The 17,992-nt window shown below is 43.8% G+C and carries 11 protein-coding genes; 1 reads left to right on the forward strand and 10 read right to left on the reverse strand.

What is annotated here, in order from left to right; genetic code table 11:
• Positions 1-140: 140 nt before the first annotated feature.
• Entirely contained in the window at positions 141-1,424 is a 1,284-nt protein-coding gene (locus tag TY03_RS00005) for an IS1380 family transposase (protein WP_042366226.1), read from the forward strand.
• 145 nt (positions 1,425-1,569) lie between these two features.
• On the opposite strand, the gene TY03_RS00010 is transcribed toward TY03_RS00005, so the two are convergent.
• The 10 genes from TY03_RS00010 to TY03_RS00055 form a co-directional block, all read right to left on the reverse strand.
• On the reverse strand, positions 1,570-2,661 hold the full coding sequence (locus TY03_RS00010; protein WP_052332345.1) for a Kelch repeat-containing protein: 1,092 nt from the start codon (positions 2,659-2,661) through the stop codon (positions 1,570-1,572).
• Between the two features lie 34 nt (positions 2,662-2,695).
• Entirely contained in the window at positions 2,696-3,187 is a 492-nt protein-coding gene (locus TY03_RS00015; RefSeq protein WP_042367192.1) for a DUF4488 domain-containing protein, read from the reverse strand.
• A gap of 114 nt (positions 3,188-3,301) precedes the next feature.
• Positions 3,302-4,765 carry an MAC/perforin domain-containing protein gene (locus TY03_RS00020; protein WP_042366227.1) on the reverse strand — a complete coding sequence of 488 codons (1,464 nt, stop codon included), beginning with the start codon at positions 4,763-4,765 and terminating at the stop codon, positions 3,302-3,304.
• A gap of 34 nt (positions 4,766-4,799) precedes the next feature.
• On the reverse strand, positions 4,800-5,858 hold the full coding sequence (locus TY03_RS00025) for a hypothetical protein (RefSeq protein ID WP_230201858.1): 1,059 nt from the start codon (positions 5,856-5,858) through the stop codon (positions 4,800-4,802).
• Between the two features lie 199 nt (positions 5,859-6,057).
• The gene (locus TY03_RS00030; RefSeq protein WP_052332346.1) at positions 6,058-7,812 is read right to left on the reverse strand and encodes a tetratricopeptide repeat protein; all 1,755 of its coding nucleotides are present in this window, start codon (positions 7,810-7,812) and stop codon (positions 6,058-6,060) included.
• A 324-nt stretch (positions 7,813-8,136) separates the two neighbouring features.
• Positions 8,137-10,347 (reverse strand): glycoside hydrolase family 3 C-terminal domain-containing protein, encoded by a 2,211-nt coding sequence (locus tag TY03_RS00035; RefSeq protein ID WP_042366228.1) that lies wholly within the window; start codon positions 10,345-10,347, stop codon positions 8,137-8,139.
• Positions 10,348-10,371: 24 nt separating this feature from the next.
• A complete protein-coding gene (locus TY03_RS00040) occupies positions 10,372-11,898 on the reverse strand; it encodes a DUF5016 domain-containing protein (protein ID WP_042367196.1) in 1,527 nt (508 codons plus the stop codon).
• Between the two features lie 30 nt (positions 11,899-11,928).
• Positions 11,929-13,434 (reverse strand): glycoside hydrolase family 30 protein, encoded by a 1,506-nt coding sequence (locus TY03_RS00045; protein ID WP_042366229.1) that lies wholly within the window; start codon positions 13,432-13,434, stop codon positions 11,929-11,931.
• 18 nt (positions 13,435-13,452) lie between these two features.
• Positions 13,453-14,973 (reverse strand): RagB/SusD family nutrient uptake outer membrane protein, encoded by a 1,521-nt coding sequence (locus TY03_RS00050; protein ID WP_042366231.1) that lies wholly within the window; start codon positions 14,971-14,973, stop codon positions 13,453-13,455.
• A 17-nt stretch (positions 14,974-14,990) separates the two neighbouring features.
• Positions 14,991-17,963, reverse strand: a complete 2,973-nt coding sequence (locus TY03_RS00055) for a SusC/RagA family TonB-linked outer membrane protein (protein ID WP_042366232.1) — start codon at positions 17,961-17,963, stop codon at positions 14,991-14,993.
• Between the last annotated feature and the right edge of the window lie 29 nt (positions 17,964-17,992).

A 17,992-nucleotide genomic window follows, 5' to 3' on the forward strand; every position in this document is an offset into this window, starting at 1 on the left:
TATAGATCCTTAAATCCGCAGTCATATTATTTTCAGAGAATCCAAACACTTGAGGATGAATAACATCCTCAAGGTTTGGTTATGTCACAAGATTCACCTAAATTAGTGCTACCAAACAAACCATAAAGGTACTTGTGCATATGACAACAAAAATAGCCATAAAATCAGATAATATCACTCCTTTTGGGGGTATATTTTACGCAATGGATGAATTTTCTCGTTTAGGACTGAATTCCGTGATCGATAAATCTTTAGGATTACGTTCTTCCTACGCCGGTTACCAATATAGCGAAATTATTTCGAGCCTATTTTGGATCTACTATTGCGGCGGTGACCACATCGAAGATATCGGCAAACACCTTGGCAAACATCTTGAATTACGCCCGGATACTGAAATCCCCAGTCCGGATACTTTATTGAGAGGCATAAAAGAACTCGCAGAATTGGATATCCACTATACTTCCCAAAAAGGAGCAAGCTATGCTTTCAATAAGGCGGAACAGCTTAATAGTTTGATGCTCGATATGCTCCTTCAAACAGAACAACTCAAGCCAAACACGCTTTATAACTTGGACTTCGACCACCAGTTTATTCCCACAGAAAAGTATGACACTCAGTATTCTTACAAGAAAAAACGTGGTTATTTCCCCGGCACGGCAACTATTGGTGGTAACATTGTTGGTGTGGAAAATCGGGCCGCAAACGCAAATGTCCGTTTTCGTCAAGCGGATACGCTCCAACGGACTTTTCGTCGTTTGGCCGATAGGGGAATATTCATAGACCGTTGCCGGATGGACTGTGGTTCTTATTCGGAAGAGATTATCCGTATGACACATGGCTACTGCAACAAGTTCTACATACGAGCCGGCAAATGTCAGTCTCTGTATGAAGAAATGACGAAAATCACAGATTGGAAAAAAGAAGAAATCAACTTCGAGAATTATGAAGTGACCTCCATACCTTTTACTTCCTTTTTGCAAGAAGAAAACTACCGACTTGTTATTCAAAGGCAAAAGCGTAAGGACAACCAATTGGACCTATTTGATGGTGAATACACCTATCGGTGCATCTTAACCAATGACCATGAAAGTTCTGAAAAAGACATTGTACTCTTCTACAATGCTCGTGGAGCCTGTGAAAGAACATTCGACATGATGAATAACGATTTCGGGTGGAGTCATCTTCCCTGTTCATTCCTCAAAGAGAATACAGTATTCCTGCTACTTACAGCCATGGCTAAAAACTTTTATGCTTACCTTATTGAGAAGGTTGCAGCCGTGTTTGAAGATATTGAACCGGTAAGCCGAGTCAAACGATTTATCTTTCGATTCATTACAGTTCCTGCGAAATGGGTAAAGACAGGCAGACAATGGGTACTCAATATTTATTCCGACAAACCATACAAGTTGCTTTGGAGTCCGTAAAAACAACTTTTCGTGGGATTACTTATGCCTTCAGCTAACTGGGGAAAGGGGAAGCTATGCCCTATAACCTGAAATCAAGGAGAAAAGCAGGGGGAAAAGCTACGAGTAGGAACTATTAGGTGAATTAAATCGCTATTTGAATCAGTTATAAATTAGCTGCGGATTTGAGGTAGATAAAAGAGCCATCGGTAGCCAAAGCCGGGTAAGAAATCTCTTCCGGTAAATTAGCTAATTGTTTCCATTCTCCAGATAATAAGTTATAACGATCAGTTCTATCTGTTGCGATAGATCGCCGACCACCCAAGAAGTATATATCATTATCGACTAAGAAACCATTCATTTCGCGCCTCATTTCCTCAGGAATAGTCCCAAGCTCATACCAATGCCCTGTCTTCAAATTAAGCGCGTGAACTTTATCAGCATACACCCTCTCTTTGACCGACCCACCAATCAGGTACAGATTATCTTGGTAGACAACAGAAGTAAAGTTTACAGCTTGGTGAGGATTAAGTGGCTCAACATAGACTGTGTCTTTTATCAAATCATATACCTCCATGGTAGCATCAGTATAATCAATCTTCCTGTTGGTCGAATACCGTTTACCACCCAATATGAAAGCACGATTGTTATACAGATGTGCCTTATGACAAGATCGAGGGACGAATTTATGCCGACTCACTGTCCATGAGTCGGTTTCAATATCATAGATATACATCTTCGATGAACGAAACTCTACTGCTTCTGTACCTTGACTAAATTTTCCAGTCGCAGGTCTCACAAACGTTTCATCACCCGCTACAACATAGAGCTTCCCTTCAGATGCAAAGCTGGCAAATGAGTATAAAGGTACAGGCAACGAAGAAAGTTTAAAATACTCTAATTCAATGGGCGCATGCCTACCCCTTACCTTTACTTCGTCTAAGTTCTGTACAAATTCATCTAAATGCACTAAATAGTGTCCTTGGCGTAGTTGCTCAACCGTTAGTTTCTGTAACCGATACCCTACATAAGAAAACACAACGAGATCCGTATCTTTTCGCTTCTTTAGCATCGCAAGATCGAACTGACCGTCGTTGTTGGTAATTCCTAGCCCCATAGTATCTGTTTGAAAGTAGATATTCACACCGGCCAAAGGAAGCATTGTGTGGGCATCCACTACCACTCCCTTTGTCTGAGCACAAAGAGGATACATATTTAAACTTACCACAAAACAGATCAGTAAATAACGTATTTTCATTACGATACTATCTTAAGGTATCAACAAACAGGTTTTATAGTTCAATATCTACCGGAAATTTAGACGGCATTTTCAATCGCTTCCAAGTTTCGTGAAACCATGAATTGAGTTCATTCCCATCCAAATCCTTTTCAATGTAATATTTCAAATGGAGTAAGCCTTCATCTACCAGCTCGAATTGAATAACATTTTCTCTGTTATCCAACATCGGAAGGCGAATGTTTTTAGCAATATTTTCCTTATAACTATTATCGGTAAGTTGTGTATATGTGCCATAACCGGTAATAATTGCATCCGAACCCGGAGTGAGAGTGAAGTTCACAATACTTCCGTCCGTGCTCAGTACCTTAAACGTATTACTGGCCTTCAATACCCCCGGAACATCGGGAAGCTCCGATACATAATGGCATAGTTGCCAGATTCCTTTTAAATTAGCAGTTTGGAACGCTACTTCTTTCTGAGCCATTGCACCTGTTACCCCCAACAGCATCGCTGTCAGCATGGTAAAGAAATAAGTCTTCTTCATATTCATTCAATTATTAGTTAACAGTAAGATAATCAGCGTGAGACAAATATAAAGAATTTATTTTAAGAAATGAGTTTTTAAAGAAAATAAATGAAACGAAGCGATATCTTATATCTACATTTCGGCCTCATCTATAAAAGGAATCCATTTGATAGACTCACCATCTTTCAGATAAGTATTATTCTTTTTATCTTTAATTGTTACATATCCATCTTTGGTAAATGTAATAATCCATTGATTCACCTCGCCGAAAGAAGGCGAGCTTGAACTCGGGATTGATGGCCTTGACCTTCTACTAGAGCCATCACTACCATAAGATCTTCTAACTGAATTATTTTCGTAAGATGAAGATGGTCTTCTATTTCGATGAGGATAAGAAGTCCGAATGGAACCTCCAGAATTAGTCCTTTCGGTATTTTTTCTTTTAACTAATAAAGTATTGGATGTCTTATTATAATGACCCATAAAGTAAATTGGTTCTTCAGTCTCATCTCCTAATAACTCTTCTGAACTTTCGCTCATTAGATAAAACTGTATTGGATTATTTGTTGTACGCTTCAATATTTCCGCTATAATTTTAGTTTTTATCTTTTGATCGTCTGTTAATTTCCATATACCTACAGCATTATTTCTAACATGTCCCAATATCGAACTAGTTGTTGCATTAATCTCTTCTATCCAGCGTTTATAATTAAGAACTGATGTATCAAACTCTCCTCCAACAATGTATGTTTTGTCAGCCTGTATAGTCGAGCTTCCTACTTGCTCTATACGCAATTTAAAATCTTTGATACTGTTTGAGGTTTGAACCTTTTTATTTATCCCAGACTGAAGTGCAGACGCAATAGAAACCGAAAGATCCGTAAACTCATCTGTCTTATTGCTGGTCGTTTCGCCTGAGAAAATCATCTTTAATCGTCCACCTAATCTAATATCGGTAATCAGGTGGGTGCCAAAACTATTGATGATAGATTCGCCCGAAAAGTTTTTTAAGCTAACCTTAAAGTTGTCAGTCAAATAATACTTAAGCAACTCGGGAGAAGTATTACTTAAATAGTGTCTTTTGAAAACTCGTTCCACGTTGACATCATAAAAGCTGTGCTTAGACATACGTTCCAATGCATAACCATAGAACATGGACATTTTAAGCTTACCCCATGGGGCTATCTTAGAAAAATCAGCACTAGCACTGGTCGACAAGGAGTTTTTATACTCAGCAAGATTCTCATAAAACAGCTGATTATCCATAACCCCTCCAAAAGGAGTTGTTCTTTCTACTTTTCCTGCCAACATATTTACTTCTATTCCCGTATTCGGGTCAATTGCTTTTCCTGACTCGAAAGCATCTAAATCGACAATTTGATTCCGTACTCCATCCTTATCATCAAACGCAGCATATAATGCATTATACCCATATCCGAGTAGATCATCTTTACCATCCCCCATGGTTCTTATTATAGTTACAAGAATCGGATTTTCTTTCTCAGGGGTTTCTTTAATATCAGCGATCTCCTCTTTCTGACAGGAGAAGAAGAAAAATGTGATGATAAAAGAAGCACATAAAACGTTTTTATTCATAGTTACACTAAATTAGTAAGTTAAGAACCCATTGCTACTTTTCAAAAATAGAGTTGTCTTGTGCAGAATACCCTTTGCAGAATATTGGATATCCGTATAGCTGCCCATTGGAGAAAGGTTTCTCTACAAATCTCTTTAGGTCATCAAAGCTTGCTTTTATATCAGCTTCTTGATTAACATCCGAAACCGTCAATAAAATAATTTGTGATTCATTCAAGACCCCATCTGGCTTCTCATAAGCATCAACAAATGAGGTCTTAAATGCAGTCAATACATCTTTATAAGAATGATCGCTTGCAATTACAAAATAAGCGGCGACTCCATAAGTCAAAGCGCGTATATAGACTAGATCAGTCAAGTTGGAAGGGGTATTTATAAACAATCCCTGTGCAGGTACATCCATGGAAACGGTAAAGCCTTTAAATACAATTTCTCCTATTGATAAACTCTTTATATGATTCAGATTAAATTCCTGACGGGTAATTTTCTCAAGCGTTTTGCCAAAATCTTTATTGTCGGGAAAACAAGATTCTATATTAGATAATGATTGTAGGTTCGCAAGCCTGCCTTTATATGGTTGAAAAGAGCGAGTATAGCTTTTATACTCATCAGAATTCACTGCCTCCTTCATTTTTTGTAGATATTCAGTTCCTCTGGGATTCTCCATACGCCCTATATATGGGATTGAAAAATTGAATAGTAAGTCGATCGGATATTTGCCATCCGTGACTTCCTTATCAAAAGAAGTTGCAAAAGTGCTTTGAGGGAAAGTTGCACCCACATAGAGATAGGGAGGGCTTGCAAGAGATAGCCAATTTTGTACCCCCAAATATCTAGTTCCTATAAAAACACCGTCGGTTATAGGAGATTCGCGATCAATAAGCTTATCCCATGTTGGGCTAAAATCCTTTGATGTAGTCTTTTCTGAATCTGGAAATAATGTTTTATCATTCTCCTCCGGGAGTAGCTCCTGTCTTTCACATGCAGTAAACATAAAGGAAGCTATACATGAGAAAGTCATAGAAACAACAATGCCAAAGACTGTTTCTGGCAGTTTATGATAACGAGTCCTCTTTAGAATTATCTTTTTCATATAGTTTAAAATCGGTTGTATTCTTATACCCTCAAACTTCATGCGATACTCAGACTTCTCGTTCTTGGAACACAAGAGAAGGAGCAAGAAGGCACAAATATATCCACAACAACCGATAATGCCCTAAAATATAGTTCGCAATTAATTCGCATTTGATATACAAACGAATTACAAAACCACATAAAAACGAGATAACCTCCTAAAAATCAACAATAAAAGAATCTAAATCTTTAGACGAACCGGGAACGCCGTGTATCTTTTTATAGAGCCTTTCTCGAATGCTCGACACAGAACTTCTTGCCTTAACCGTTAAATGAGCGATATCTGACAATACAACAGACATCTTAAGAAGGTAACAAACACGCAGCTCTATCTCTGTGAAATTAGGATAAAGCGTATATAAACGATTCGTAAAATTATCAAAAGTAAGATCAAGTTCTATTTGAAGCTTCTTCCAGTCCTCCTCTGTCAGCCTTGCTTGTGGGTCTTTACTTTTCTCTATGACAGTAAAATAGATAGCCGAGTGCCGGAATGCATCAAGCAATGTCTCCTGTTCGGCTCGCAAAGTGGCTATGCGGTGATTCTTTTCTTCCAACAAACGGCTCTTTATGGTCAATAGCTCTTCTTCGGCTTGGTTGTTTTGTTCCCGTGCAACAATGAGTTGTTTCTTTAAGAGCAAAATTTGGCTATTATTTGATTCTATTTGCTGCAAACTCTCTTTGTGAGTTTTTTCTTCAAAAAAGCGCAGCCTGCGTTCTTGCTTTAATTGTTGCTGCTTTTTTCTGTGCGCATTATAGGAAAATAGCATGACTGCAAATAGCAATACAAGCCCGCCGACAACCAGCTGATAAATGAATGTTTTTTTCTTCGCATTAGTTTGTGCAAGTTGTTCATTGTCTTTTTCGATGTGACGATAGTTGTACAGCATCTCTCCCTTTTTCACCGACTCCGTATCAGTGATTCGCTGTAGAGAGTCCTGATAAATCAAATATTGATCTATATAAGCCAACGCTTCTTCATATTGAGCCTCGGCTCGCTCTATCTGATATAACCTTAAATATGCACCTGTCTTAACATGCACATTCCCTATTTCCAAAGCCTTATGATAGCAGAGTTTTGCAGAATCAAGTTGACCTACTTCTTCATAATACTTCCCCCAAATTAATATATTTGATGCTATATTGCTTTGATAAGCCGAAGATTGACTAAGTGCTTCACGAGCCTCTTTATAACGCCCCAACTGAAGATACACACCCGACAATTCATTTTGAATAGCACGCATCCGCCGGATATCATTCATCTGTTTGGCTGCTCGATAACCTGCTTCGTAATAATACAGTGTACTATCTACGTTATGTTGAGCCGTAAATGCCCTACCTATATCGCGCAACGCATAAGAGAGCAAAAGACTATCCTTTGCCAAAGAATAATAGTGATAAGCCTTTTTATGCATGGGCATCGCCTCATCATAGAGCTTTTGATACATATAGAGCGTACCCATCTGTGCGTACGTACGTGCCAATATCTGATATTCCTTTCCATCTTCCGAGGCATCGACAGCCTGCAGAAAATAATTCAATGCACGTGGTGCATCGTGCATATCACGATACACACTGCCCAGGTAGTAATAAGCCTCCATCCGTTGAGCCGGTGTTCCGTGCTGCTCATAATAGTAGACCAAAGCTTTCATCAGCGAATCGCCGGTATGAGGAACGTAACATTTGTCATTCGCCTTTACTGTGAGCAGATGATAGTACATTTGCACTTCTTCACTTTGTTGCTGAATGCTATCCTTCAAACGAAGCAAAAGGTTTTTCGCGCTATCGGGTGCCAAATCCATTAGTTGTTCGGCCCGAAGCATCGTTGTAGGATAAGAAGAATAAGAAGAAGTGTGTTGACAAGAAAAAAGACTCAATAATATCCCCACACATACAAGTAACCGGATATAAGCCATAGTAGTTGTAGATTAGTCTGAGACAAATATAGTTTATTTTTGATCAATAGCAATCAAAAACAAGTATAAGTTAACAGCATCTCTCGGATAATCTATGATCATTCTGCACGTGAGCTAACTCATTTTCTTTCATCTTTTTAGTCGTCGGCTTGCAAGCCGACAATGGTCGTTTTATAAGGCGACAATAGTCGGTATGCAAGCCGCTCATTGTCGCCTTGCATACCGACTATTAAAACGATCAATAAAAAACAGATAACTTCCCTATAAAAGGAAGTTATCTGTCGGATGTTTTAGCATTGAATGATAGGACTCTATCAATCGATCCTATTCTTTCAGTTCGAACAAAACCACACCTTTGATATCGGTAGCCGATGCGCCAATCAAGGCTTCGAACTTGCCGGGTTCGGCTACCCACTCGTGTTTGGTGTCGTCAAAGAAGCTCAAGGCCTCTTTGTCGATGGTAAAGGTAACCGTTTTCTCCTGCCCCGGTGCAAGGTGTACTTTGCTAAAGCCTTTCAGCTCTTTAACAGGGCGCGGAAGAGAGGACTTCTTGTCGCTGATATATAGCTGAACAATCTCCTGCCCTTCGCGCGTGCCCGTGTTCTTTACCGGCAGGGTAAAGGTGATTGTCTCGCCGGGCAAAAGCGTCTTCTTATCGGCTATCGGCTTACCGTAGGCAAAGGTGGTGTATGACAAACCATGACCGAAGGGAAAGAGTGGACGAGCTTTCTTCTGTTTATCCGCCCAACGATAGCCCACGAAAATGCTTTCGTTGTAAGACACATTGATGCTGTCGCCCGGATATTCGCCCAATGCATGCGCGCTATTATCTTCGAGGCGAGCCGGAAAGGTAAAGGGAAGCTTGCCCGAAGGGTTCACGTCGCCAAAGAGTATCGAAGCCAATGCATGGCCTGCCTCCGTACCGCTATACCAAGCCTCGACAATGGCAGGAACCTCTCTGACCCAAGGCATGGCCACTGCATTGCCGCTGAGGATAACCACAGCCGTATTGGGGTTGGCAGCAGCCAGCTGGGCAATCAGGGCATCTTGTTCGTAAGGAAGCGATAGCGAAGCGCGGTCGTTGCCTTCGGAGTCCTGACCGTCGTTCTTGTTTAATCCGCCAATGAAGAGAACTACATCGGCCTCGCGGGCAGCCTCAACGGCTTGGTTGCGTAGCGCAACCGGATCAATTTCCTTCTGCTCGGCTTTAGCACCCTTCACATCTTGTTCGGCAACAGCGGGAGAGGCATAACCGGGAGCATAAATGACCTCGGCCGAGGAGCCTACCCGGGCACGAATACCTTCGAGCGGAGATACCTCGTACTTCACCTTCAGGGAGGAAGAACCACCACCAATCGTCATATGCTTCACTGCGTTTTCGCCTACCACGAGGATGCGTTTCGTTTGCCGTACATCAATCGGGAGCAGGTTCCGGTTGTTTTGCAACAACACGATACCCTCCTGGGCTATCTTTCGCCCTGCCAGCGCATGTGCTTCGGTGCCAAAGCTACCGAAATGACGCTCTTTGGCCATGTTGGTACGAAACACCAAACGAAGAATGCGGCGCACCTTATCGTCGAGCTCGCTCGTGCCGACCGCACCTTCGCGGATCAGTTGCAGGTAAGGCATGGCCAGATAGTAGTTATCGTATGCATTGCTGGCACCCCAGTTCAAGCCGTTGGTCCAACTGCCGAACTCCATGTCGAGCCCGTTGAAGATGGATTGCTTCGTATCGTGCACACCTCCCCAATCGGACACGACAACACCGTCGAAACCCCAATCGCGTTTCAGTATATCGTTGAGCAAGTACTGATTGTGGCAGCAGTGTTCGCCTTTGTATTGGTTATACGCGCCCATGATAGCCCATGCCCCGCCCTGCTGCACAGCTGCTTTGAAGGCAGGCAGGTATATCTCGTGTAGAGCACGATCATCGACCTTTACATTGATGTATCCGCGATGAATCTCTTGATTGTTGAGCGCATAATGCTTCACACAAGCAGCTACACCGTTCTTTTGCACCTCTCGGATGTAGGGTACCACGAGCACGGATGCCAGGTAAGGGTCTTCGCCCATATACTCGAAGTTGCGGCCGTTGAGTGGTGTACGGTAGATGTTTACCCCCGGACCCAACAATACATTCTTGTTGCGGTAGCGAGCCTCTTCGCCTATGCTCTTGCCATAAAGGGCAGACATATCGGGGTTCCACGTAGCAGCAAGGGCTGTTAAGGCCGGAAAGGCGATGCAGGAGTCGTTGGTCCAGTTGGCTCCGTACCATTCATCCCACAATACTTCGGCACGAATACCGTGAGGGCCGTCGCTCATCCAGTTCTCGGGTATGCCTAAGCGAGGTACACCTGCCGAGCTGAACTTAGACTGGGCGTGTGTCATGGCTACTTTCTCCTGTACCGTCATCCGGCTCAGAGCATCTTCGACTCTCTCTTCAATGGGTTTATTTACATCCAGATATACCGGTGTCTGCGCCAAAGCAGGTAGGGCAATGAGGGATAAACCCAAGACGATTGATTTTAGTTTCATTGATCTTATTTCAGTTTAATAATCTTATTTCTCTTCGACCGAAAGTACGGCTTTATCGTTTCCGGCAGAAAGATCGAGTGTGAGCACATAGGTTTGATCCTTTTTCAAGGTCTTTCCGGTAGCCAGATGCAGGTTTCCATCATTATCGGGAATGACAATAATATCGTGTGTCGAGGTGATGGTCGATTTGGTAAACTCGCCGCCCCACCCTTTCTGATGGAAGAATTTGAAGTTGATAGCGGTGGTTTTGATGGAACGATCGCCTACCACGGTAATCCGATACCTGCCATTGCCCATAGGTGCCATGCAAAGTGCTTTGCTCGTATCCCAACCCACTTGATTGAGCTCGACAGAAGGTTTGCCGATACCCTCGCCAATGATCCATACCGCACCGGTTCCATCGCTCTGCAAGGTAGCCGGTTCGTTGCCTTTCATGGCCTCAACCACGAGGTATTTGAATGCTTTGTTGGCTGTAATCTTATACTTACCGGGAGCGGCAGCAAATAAGAAATGATCGCCTGCGGCTGTGAAAAAGTCCGGGTCAATCCACCAATCTTTCAGATCGCTGATGCCACTGAAACGAATAACCTGACCATCTACCAGCTCGGCGACAAACATTCCCGAACTTAGGTCGGCATCTACATCTTTAATCTCTATGGCCGAGAACGTTTTTGTAGCAAAATTAGCCATAATCTTATACTTCCCACCGGGCAAAGCGAAAATTAACGCTGTATTGTCTTTCTTCGTAAAGACGCCTGCCAAATCCCACTCACCGATCTGGATGCCCGACACAGGAATGACTTGATCTTTAGCATACGTGCCCGAGATGGAGTACGATTCGCTGTCCATTACCTCCATCGGTGTGCCGTTGAACAAGAACTTAAAGAAAGGAGATGCTGCATAGCTCTTCGTGTTGAAGGTGATCTGATACGTGCCCTTGATGGCATTCAGAAAAGGAATTTCGGACATGCTGCCCTGAACAATCTTATTGTTCTCCCATCCGAAAGTTATTTCGTTGCCATTTGCTCCCATCTTGGGGGCTTTGATAAAGGCAGGAACTTCTTTCTCGAAAAGATCTTCGACAGCATACTGATAAAGCCCTACGCGAGGCATCGCGATCTCCTTGCCCTCTTTAGTGACCAAAGTCAACGAGGGATAATCGGGACGGGTCAACGCCAACTCACTCTCCTGCTCTACCAGGGTGAAATGAATATTCTGAAGAATAAACTTCAAGGTGGCTTTGCCGTTGGGGATGTCTTTCAGGTAAGGAATGTATATCTTCCCACTATAATCGGTTCCGCTTGTTTTGGTGCGGATCACGGTTTCTGACACCTTCTCTTCTCCATAAAACAACTGGGCTTTCAACGTAGAGAGGGGAACATCGGCATCCGAAGCATGAATGGTAAATGGCAAACTATCGCCAAACAAGGCAGCACCAAATTCCGTTTTCGGATTCATCACCGGGTTGCCGGGCAGTTGCTCATCGTCTTTGCAGGAAGCAAGCAGTGCTCCGGCAAATAAAGTCATTAAGAAGTATTTTATTGTTTTCATACGATAACTCTTTGTTAATGGGTTCATTATTTATTTTTTCCAACGATAAGAGACTACAGAGCGGGCAGGAACATCGTAAGTAAAATGATGTGCACCATCGCTCAAGGTTATCTTTTTTATCTCCGTTGTTTCATTCAGCAACACAAAGGCATACGTGCCATCGGTGTTCTCAAAAGCCGAATAGGTAATGCCGTCGGCCGTATAACCTTGTGTTCCGATACGAACAGCACCGGGTTTGACCACAGCCGAGAGATGGCCGATGATGTAGTAATGGGAGTTACGGGTGAGGGTTTTATAATCTGTCTTGTTGATGTCTACCGCACCGTAGCAGGTTTGGCAACCACCGTCGCGGTTGGGGCCTCTCTCCGAATCGAGCACCAGGTTCCAGACCATCACCGCTTTACACCAATTATTGACCGTACCCAAGGCTACCTCACGCATATCGTCGATCAAACGAACCGAAAGATTGCGTCCGTCGTTCCAGGTACCGATTGATGTTTCGGTAAAGATCAGTTCTTTATCGGGACGCTTGGCATGTATATCATTCAGCTCCGCCCGGTTGCCTCCATAATTGTGATAGGCGGCTCCGTCGAAAAAGAGTGCAGCATTGGCGTCTTCATAGATCTTGACCGGATAATCGTTCTGTCCGTATCCCTTGCCTTCGTCGTAGTCGTAATTATGGTCGAAAGCGTAAATCTTTGTGGTTAGCCCGGCAGCCTTCAACTTAGGGCCGAGGGCATCGCGCACAAATGCCTGTTGCTCGTTCCAGAACATCATCAGCGAAGCCGAATTTCCGGGGTTCAACGGTTCATTCTGTGGGGTAATGGCTTCTATTCGTATGCCTTGAGCTTGAAAAGCTTGAATCCATTTAACGAAATACGTGGCATAGTCCTGATAGAAGGCAGGGTTGAGGTGTCCATCCGTCCAGGAGTTCTTCGGTTGCAGGTCGGTCAGGTTATTGACTTTCATCCACCGCGGACACGTCCAGGGAGAACCCAGTATCTTTATAGTCGGATTGATCCGAATGATCTCTTTCAGGATGGGAATGACATACTCCAACTCTTCTCGTTGCAACGCAAAGTGTTCAATTCCCTCTTCATCGCAACAGGTATACTCGCTCAAAGAGAAGTCGGAGCAACCGATGGAGATACGGATATAACTATATCCCATGCCTTCTTTGTCCGAAAACGTTTCGGTGAGAAAGGCGGTACGATCGGCTGGTGACATCTTGAGCAAATTGTAGCAGGTAGACCCTGTAACGGCAGCGCCGAAGCCATCCATCGTTTGGTAACGTACGTCGGGCAGCAGCTTTACGGTGGTAGGAGACAGATTGTCTTTGGTTCCGAAAGAAAGACTTCTGCGGGCAAAATCCTGCGAACGGTTGGCTGTTGTAACAAACAGCGTTACGTCGCTACTTGCAGGAGGCAAAGGAGGTTCGGGACCAACAGAAGGTTCGGTGGGAGAATCGCTACCGCAGGCAGCCAACAATACAATCCATCCTAACAGGGCAAACAAAATTGATTTTATCTTCATCATCTTTTTATTTCTTCGTTTTTAATATCCGGGGTTTTGTACAAGATTCTCATTCTGGTCGATAGCCGACTGAGGCAATGGCAAGAGGTAAGAATTGGAGTCGAAGGCATAAGCTTGTGCTTTGCGTCCGCTATCCTTGCGATATACGCTGTTCATCACACTCTCTACTTTGTCTAAGCGACAGAGATCGAACCACCGCTGTCCCTCAAAAGCCAATTCGAGCCGGCGTTCCTTAAGCAAAGCGGTAATCATTGCTTCTTTAGACGAAGTAACAGTTGCCGAAAGCGGTTTCAGTTTGGCACGGTTGCGTATCTGATTCAGAATCGATGCGGCTCCACTCAAGTCGGGACTCTCCTTTAAGATCAGGGCTTCGGCCTTGAGCAACAGGATATCTGCCAAACGTAGCTTAATGATATTGCTATAAGAGGAACGGCATTTGTACATAAACGGATAGTGATTGGCCGGATAGTAATTGCTCCATTTACACTCATAATAGACGATCGATTGTTCATAGCGCACCTGGTCTCCTTCGTCCTCGTAAGCCTTGATCAGGTCTCGTGAGGGAGTTACCCATTTGGCCCAGGTGAAACTCTCTTCCCAATTGGCAAGGTTGCGTCCGAACATCCAGTTTACCCAATTACCATTGCCAGCCGGATATTGAAGTTCGAGAATACTCTCGGATGTATTGCGAGCCTTGCAGTCGGTATTCGTAGCATTCATTCCGAAAAGCGTATCGTACTCCTTTTCCAAAGAGATACCGTCTGCCAATACTTGATCGCAATAGGTGATTACTTTGGCATAATCGCGTAAAGTCTTCTCGGCATAGACCTTTGCCAACAGAGCCCGGGCTACGGTTTTGCTCAAACGGGTTTTATCGGCCGGATTATTATTGGGTGCATCGGCCAAGGCTTCTGTCAGATCCTTTTCTATCTGAGCATATACCTCGGCTTGGGTGTTTTGTTTCGGAAAATAACTGGGATATACCTCTTCAATATTATCCGAGGTGATGTCTCCGGCAATGGTTGTAATAACCGGAACGCTTCCCCAGATACGGGTCATATCAAACAAAATCATCCCGCGATAGATTTTGGCTTCGGCTTTCCAACGGTTACGCTCACTTTGGGCGAATGTGGGATCGGGAACACCATCAATATAGAAAATGATTTTATTGGCCGTAGCGATATCTGTCAGGTAACGAGACCAGTCACGATCAATCACCGAGTTGCCGCCATCAATCGAATTTGTTTCGAAAGGAACCACCTCGGCACCTGTGGTTCCGCCGTAAGCGTTATCAGCATGCGCATCACCCAGCAACAAAGCGTCTAGGTACCAATGTTCCTGATTGTCGCGCATACGATTATAAAGAGCCGTATATTGCGTGAACATCTCTTCGCGATTCTTAAATGGATTGGTTGCTCCCGAATCATCCTTCTCGCCCATTGTTACATCCGAGAAATCGGATACGGGGTTATAATCCAACGTACAGGAACTTATTCCTGTGATAAGCCCCAGCGTGCAGGCTATTATATATTTTAGTTTCATAATTCTGCTTTCTTTAATTAAAATTCAACATTCAGACCAAACACGAATGACTTGCTTTGAGGGTAAGTTCCCCAATCGATACCTTGAACGGAACCGCTGTTTCCCCATTGATTCACCTCGGGGTCCATACCCGAATAATTTGTCCAGGTAAGCAGGTTACTTGCGGTGAAGTAAGGTTGTAAACGCGTAATGCCCCATCTTTTGAGTAAACGACCCGAGAAGTTGTACGACAATGAAATATCTTTCACCCGCAGGTAGCTACCGTCTTCAATGAAATAGCTGGAGTTCTTCATGTCGAATCCTGATTTGGGAACGTCGGTAATCTGTCCCGGAATACGCCAACGACTCAATACACGGGTCGATTGATTTTTACCATCATACATGCCTTCGGTTTCCATACGTGAGGCATTGAAAATGTCATTGCCGTAAGAACCTTGTAGCAAGATACTCAGGTTGAACCCCTTATAAGAAAAGGTATTGGTCATACCAAAAGTGAAGTCGGGGTTGGGGTCGCCAATATAAGTACGATCGGAGGTAGAGATTTTAGTATCGCCATTTAAATCCCGGTAAATCAGTTCGCCGGTTTCGGGGTTTACTCCATCACTGATATATCCGTAGAAGCCTCCGAGCGGACGACCGGCTGCGTTGCGTACTACTTTCTCATTGACTACATCGCTTGTTTTTCCGTCATAATAGGCAGGGGTAAGTGCCAGATAGGTCAGCTTGTTCTTATTGAAAGAGATGTTGAAATCGGTACCCCAGGCAAACTGCCCCACCAGGTTCTTTGAGCTAACAGAAAACTCAAATCCTTTATTCACCATCTTTCCCTCGTTGCGCACAATATCACTGGCAGCCTGACCTGCCGGAAGCGATACATACATCAACATATCGGTTGTTTTCTTGTAATAATAATCTAAATAGAAGGTCAAACGGTTATCGAGCACCGTAAAATCGAGACCGATATTGCTTTGTGTGGTCGTCTCCCAAGTTAAATCTTTATTGCGTAGGTTTGCCTGCGTAATGCTGGGAAGTGCATGTTCGGTTTCGGGAGTTCCCCACCACACACGATTAATATTGTAGCGCATCAAGTAAGCATAATCACCCAAGCCCGACTGGTTGCCGGTTTGCCCGAAACCTCCGCGAAGCTTCAAATCATTGATCCACTCAACATCTTTCATAAACTCCTCGGAAGAGATACGCCAAGCAGCAGAAGCAGAAGGGAAATAACCCCACCGATGATCCGGGTTGAGCTTCGAAGAACCATCGGCACGCATATTGACGGTAAGCAGGTATTTGCTGTCGTAATTGTATGCAAAACGGCCTATGTAAGACATAATAGCCCATTGCGACCCAATGGTACCTGTACCGTTCCAGGATATTTTGTTGGCTGCATTGATCGTCTGAATATCGCCATTGAGAAAGTGAGAACCGTTGATATAACTCTTCGACCAATCTGAATCGGTCCATGAGGCACCTGCCATAACATCGAAGTTATGTTTACCCACTTGCCGGGTATAGGTCAATATGTTATCGAATACCAATACAGTGCCGAGCGTACGTTCGTCATAGGCCTCACCATATTGATTACGTCCCCAACTTGTTTTTTGAGGGTCAAGAAAGCTAGTGACGTTGCCGTATTCGCGGTCGATGGTAAATGAACTTTTAAACTTCAGTTCGGGCAAGAAAGTTATCTCGGCTTTTCCTGTGGCTATCAACCTGTTTTTATTGGCCTTGTTGTTTTCGCTACGAGCCATATTTTCGAGCGGAGAGGTAATGTTGACTCCATAGAAATTGGTATTGTACCGATCGGGATGCTGTTCGTCCCAAACCGGAGCATAACGCGGTGTATTGATAACCGAAAGTACCACCCCACCCCGATTGGCACCTTGTCCATCAATAATGCCGTTGCTCGTATAGTCTGAATAAGCAACGTTGGCAGCAATGTTTAACCAAGACCGAACCTGATTCTCTACATTCGCCCGGAAGTTATAACGCTTGTAGAATGCTGTCTTAATAACACCGCTTTCATCGGTATAGCCGCCCGAGAGAAAGTATTTCCATTTGTCGTTTCCGTTCGAGATAGAAAGCTGATAATTCTGAGTGACGCCTGTGCGGTAGGTTTCGTCGAACCAATCGGTCTGATCAGTCAAACCGTCGGGGAGGCTCACCATGCCAATTTCATCCATTAATTCCTTATACTGAGCCGTATGAAGAGACTCAATCTTATTGTTTACCTGAGTGATACCGACATGCGAGTTGAAAGCAATTTTGGCTTCGCCTTTTGCTCCCTGCTTGGTTGTAATCATAATAACTCCATTGGCTGCACGCGATCCGTAAATAGCAGCCGAAGAGGCATCTTTAAGTATCTGCATGCTCTCAATATCATTGGCAGCGAGAAAATTAATATCGGTCATGGGCACACCATCGACCACATAAAGGGGATCATTGCTACCGTTCATAGAGGTTGTGCCACGTACGCGGATCGACATGCCCGCACCCGGTGCTCCGTTGGGTTGTGTAACGGATATACCGGCAGCCTTGCCTTGAATAGCCTGCGCAGCCGACACAATGGGACGTTGATCAATATCTTTGGTAGATACGGTAGAGATAGCCGTTGTTACATCTTTGCGCTTCACAGCACCGTAGCCTATCACAACGACCTCATCAAGCAGCTCGGTATCTTCATTAAGAACTACCCTCAGCTGGGCAGCAGCTTTTGCCTCCTTTGTTTGGTACCCTACGTAAGAGATGACCAGCATGGCATTTTGTTTTACCTTAAGAGTGAAATTTCCATCCAGATCAGTGATCACACCATTGGTTGTTCCTTTTTCAAGAATACTGGCACCTATAATGGGCTCTTGCTGAATATCGACTACTTGTCCCGAAACAGTTAGCTGCTGGGCAAAGGCGCTCAACGACAAAAACATTGCTAAGAGAGCAAAGAGAACTTTACGATTTCCGGAAAAGAGTTTCCGTCTGTTCTTTTTCATACGTATAATTTTAAAGTTAATGAATCATG

Source organism: Bacteroides neonati (assembly GCF_000499785.1).
Classification (GTDB): domain Bacteria; phylum Bacteroidota; class Bacteroidia; order Bacteroidales; family Bacteroidaceae; genus Bacteroides; species Bacteroides neonati.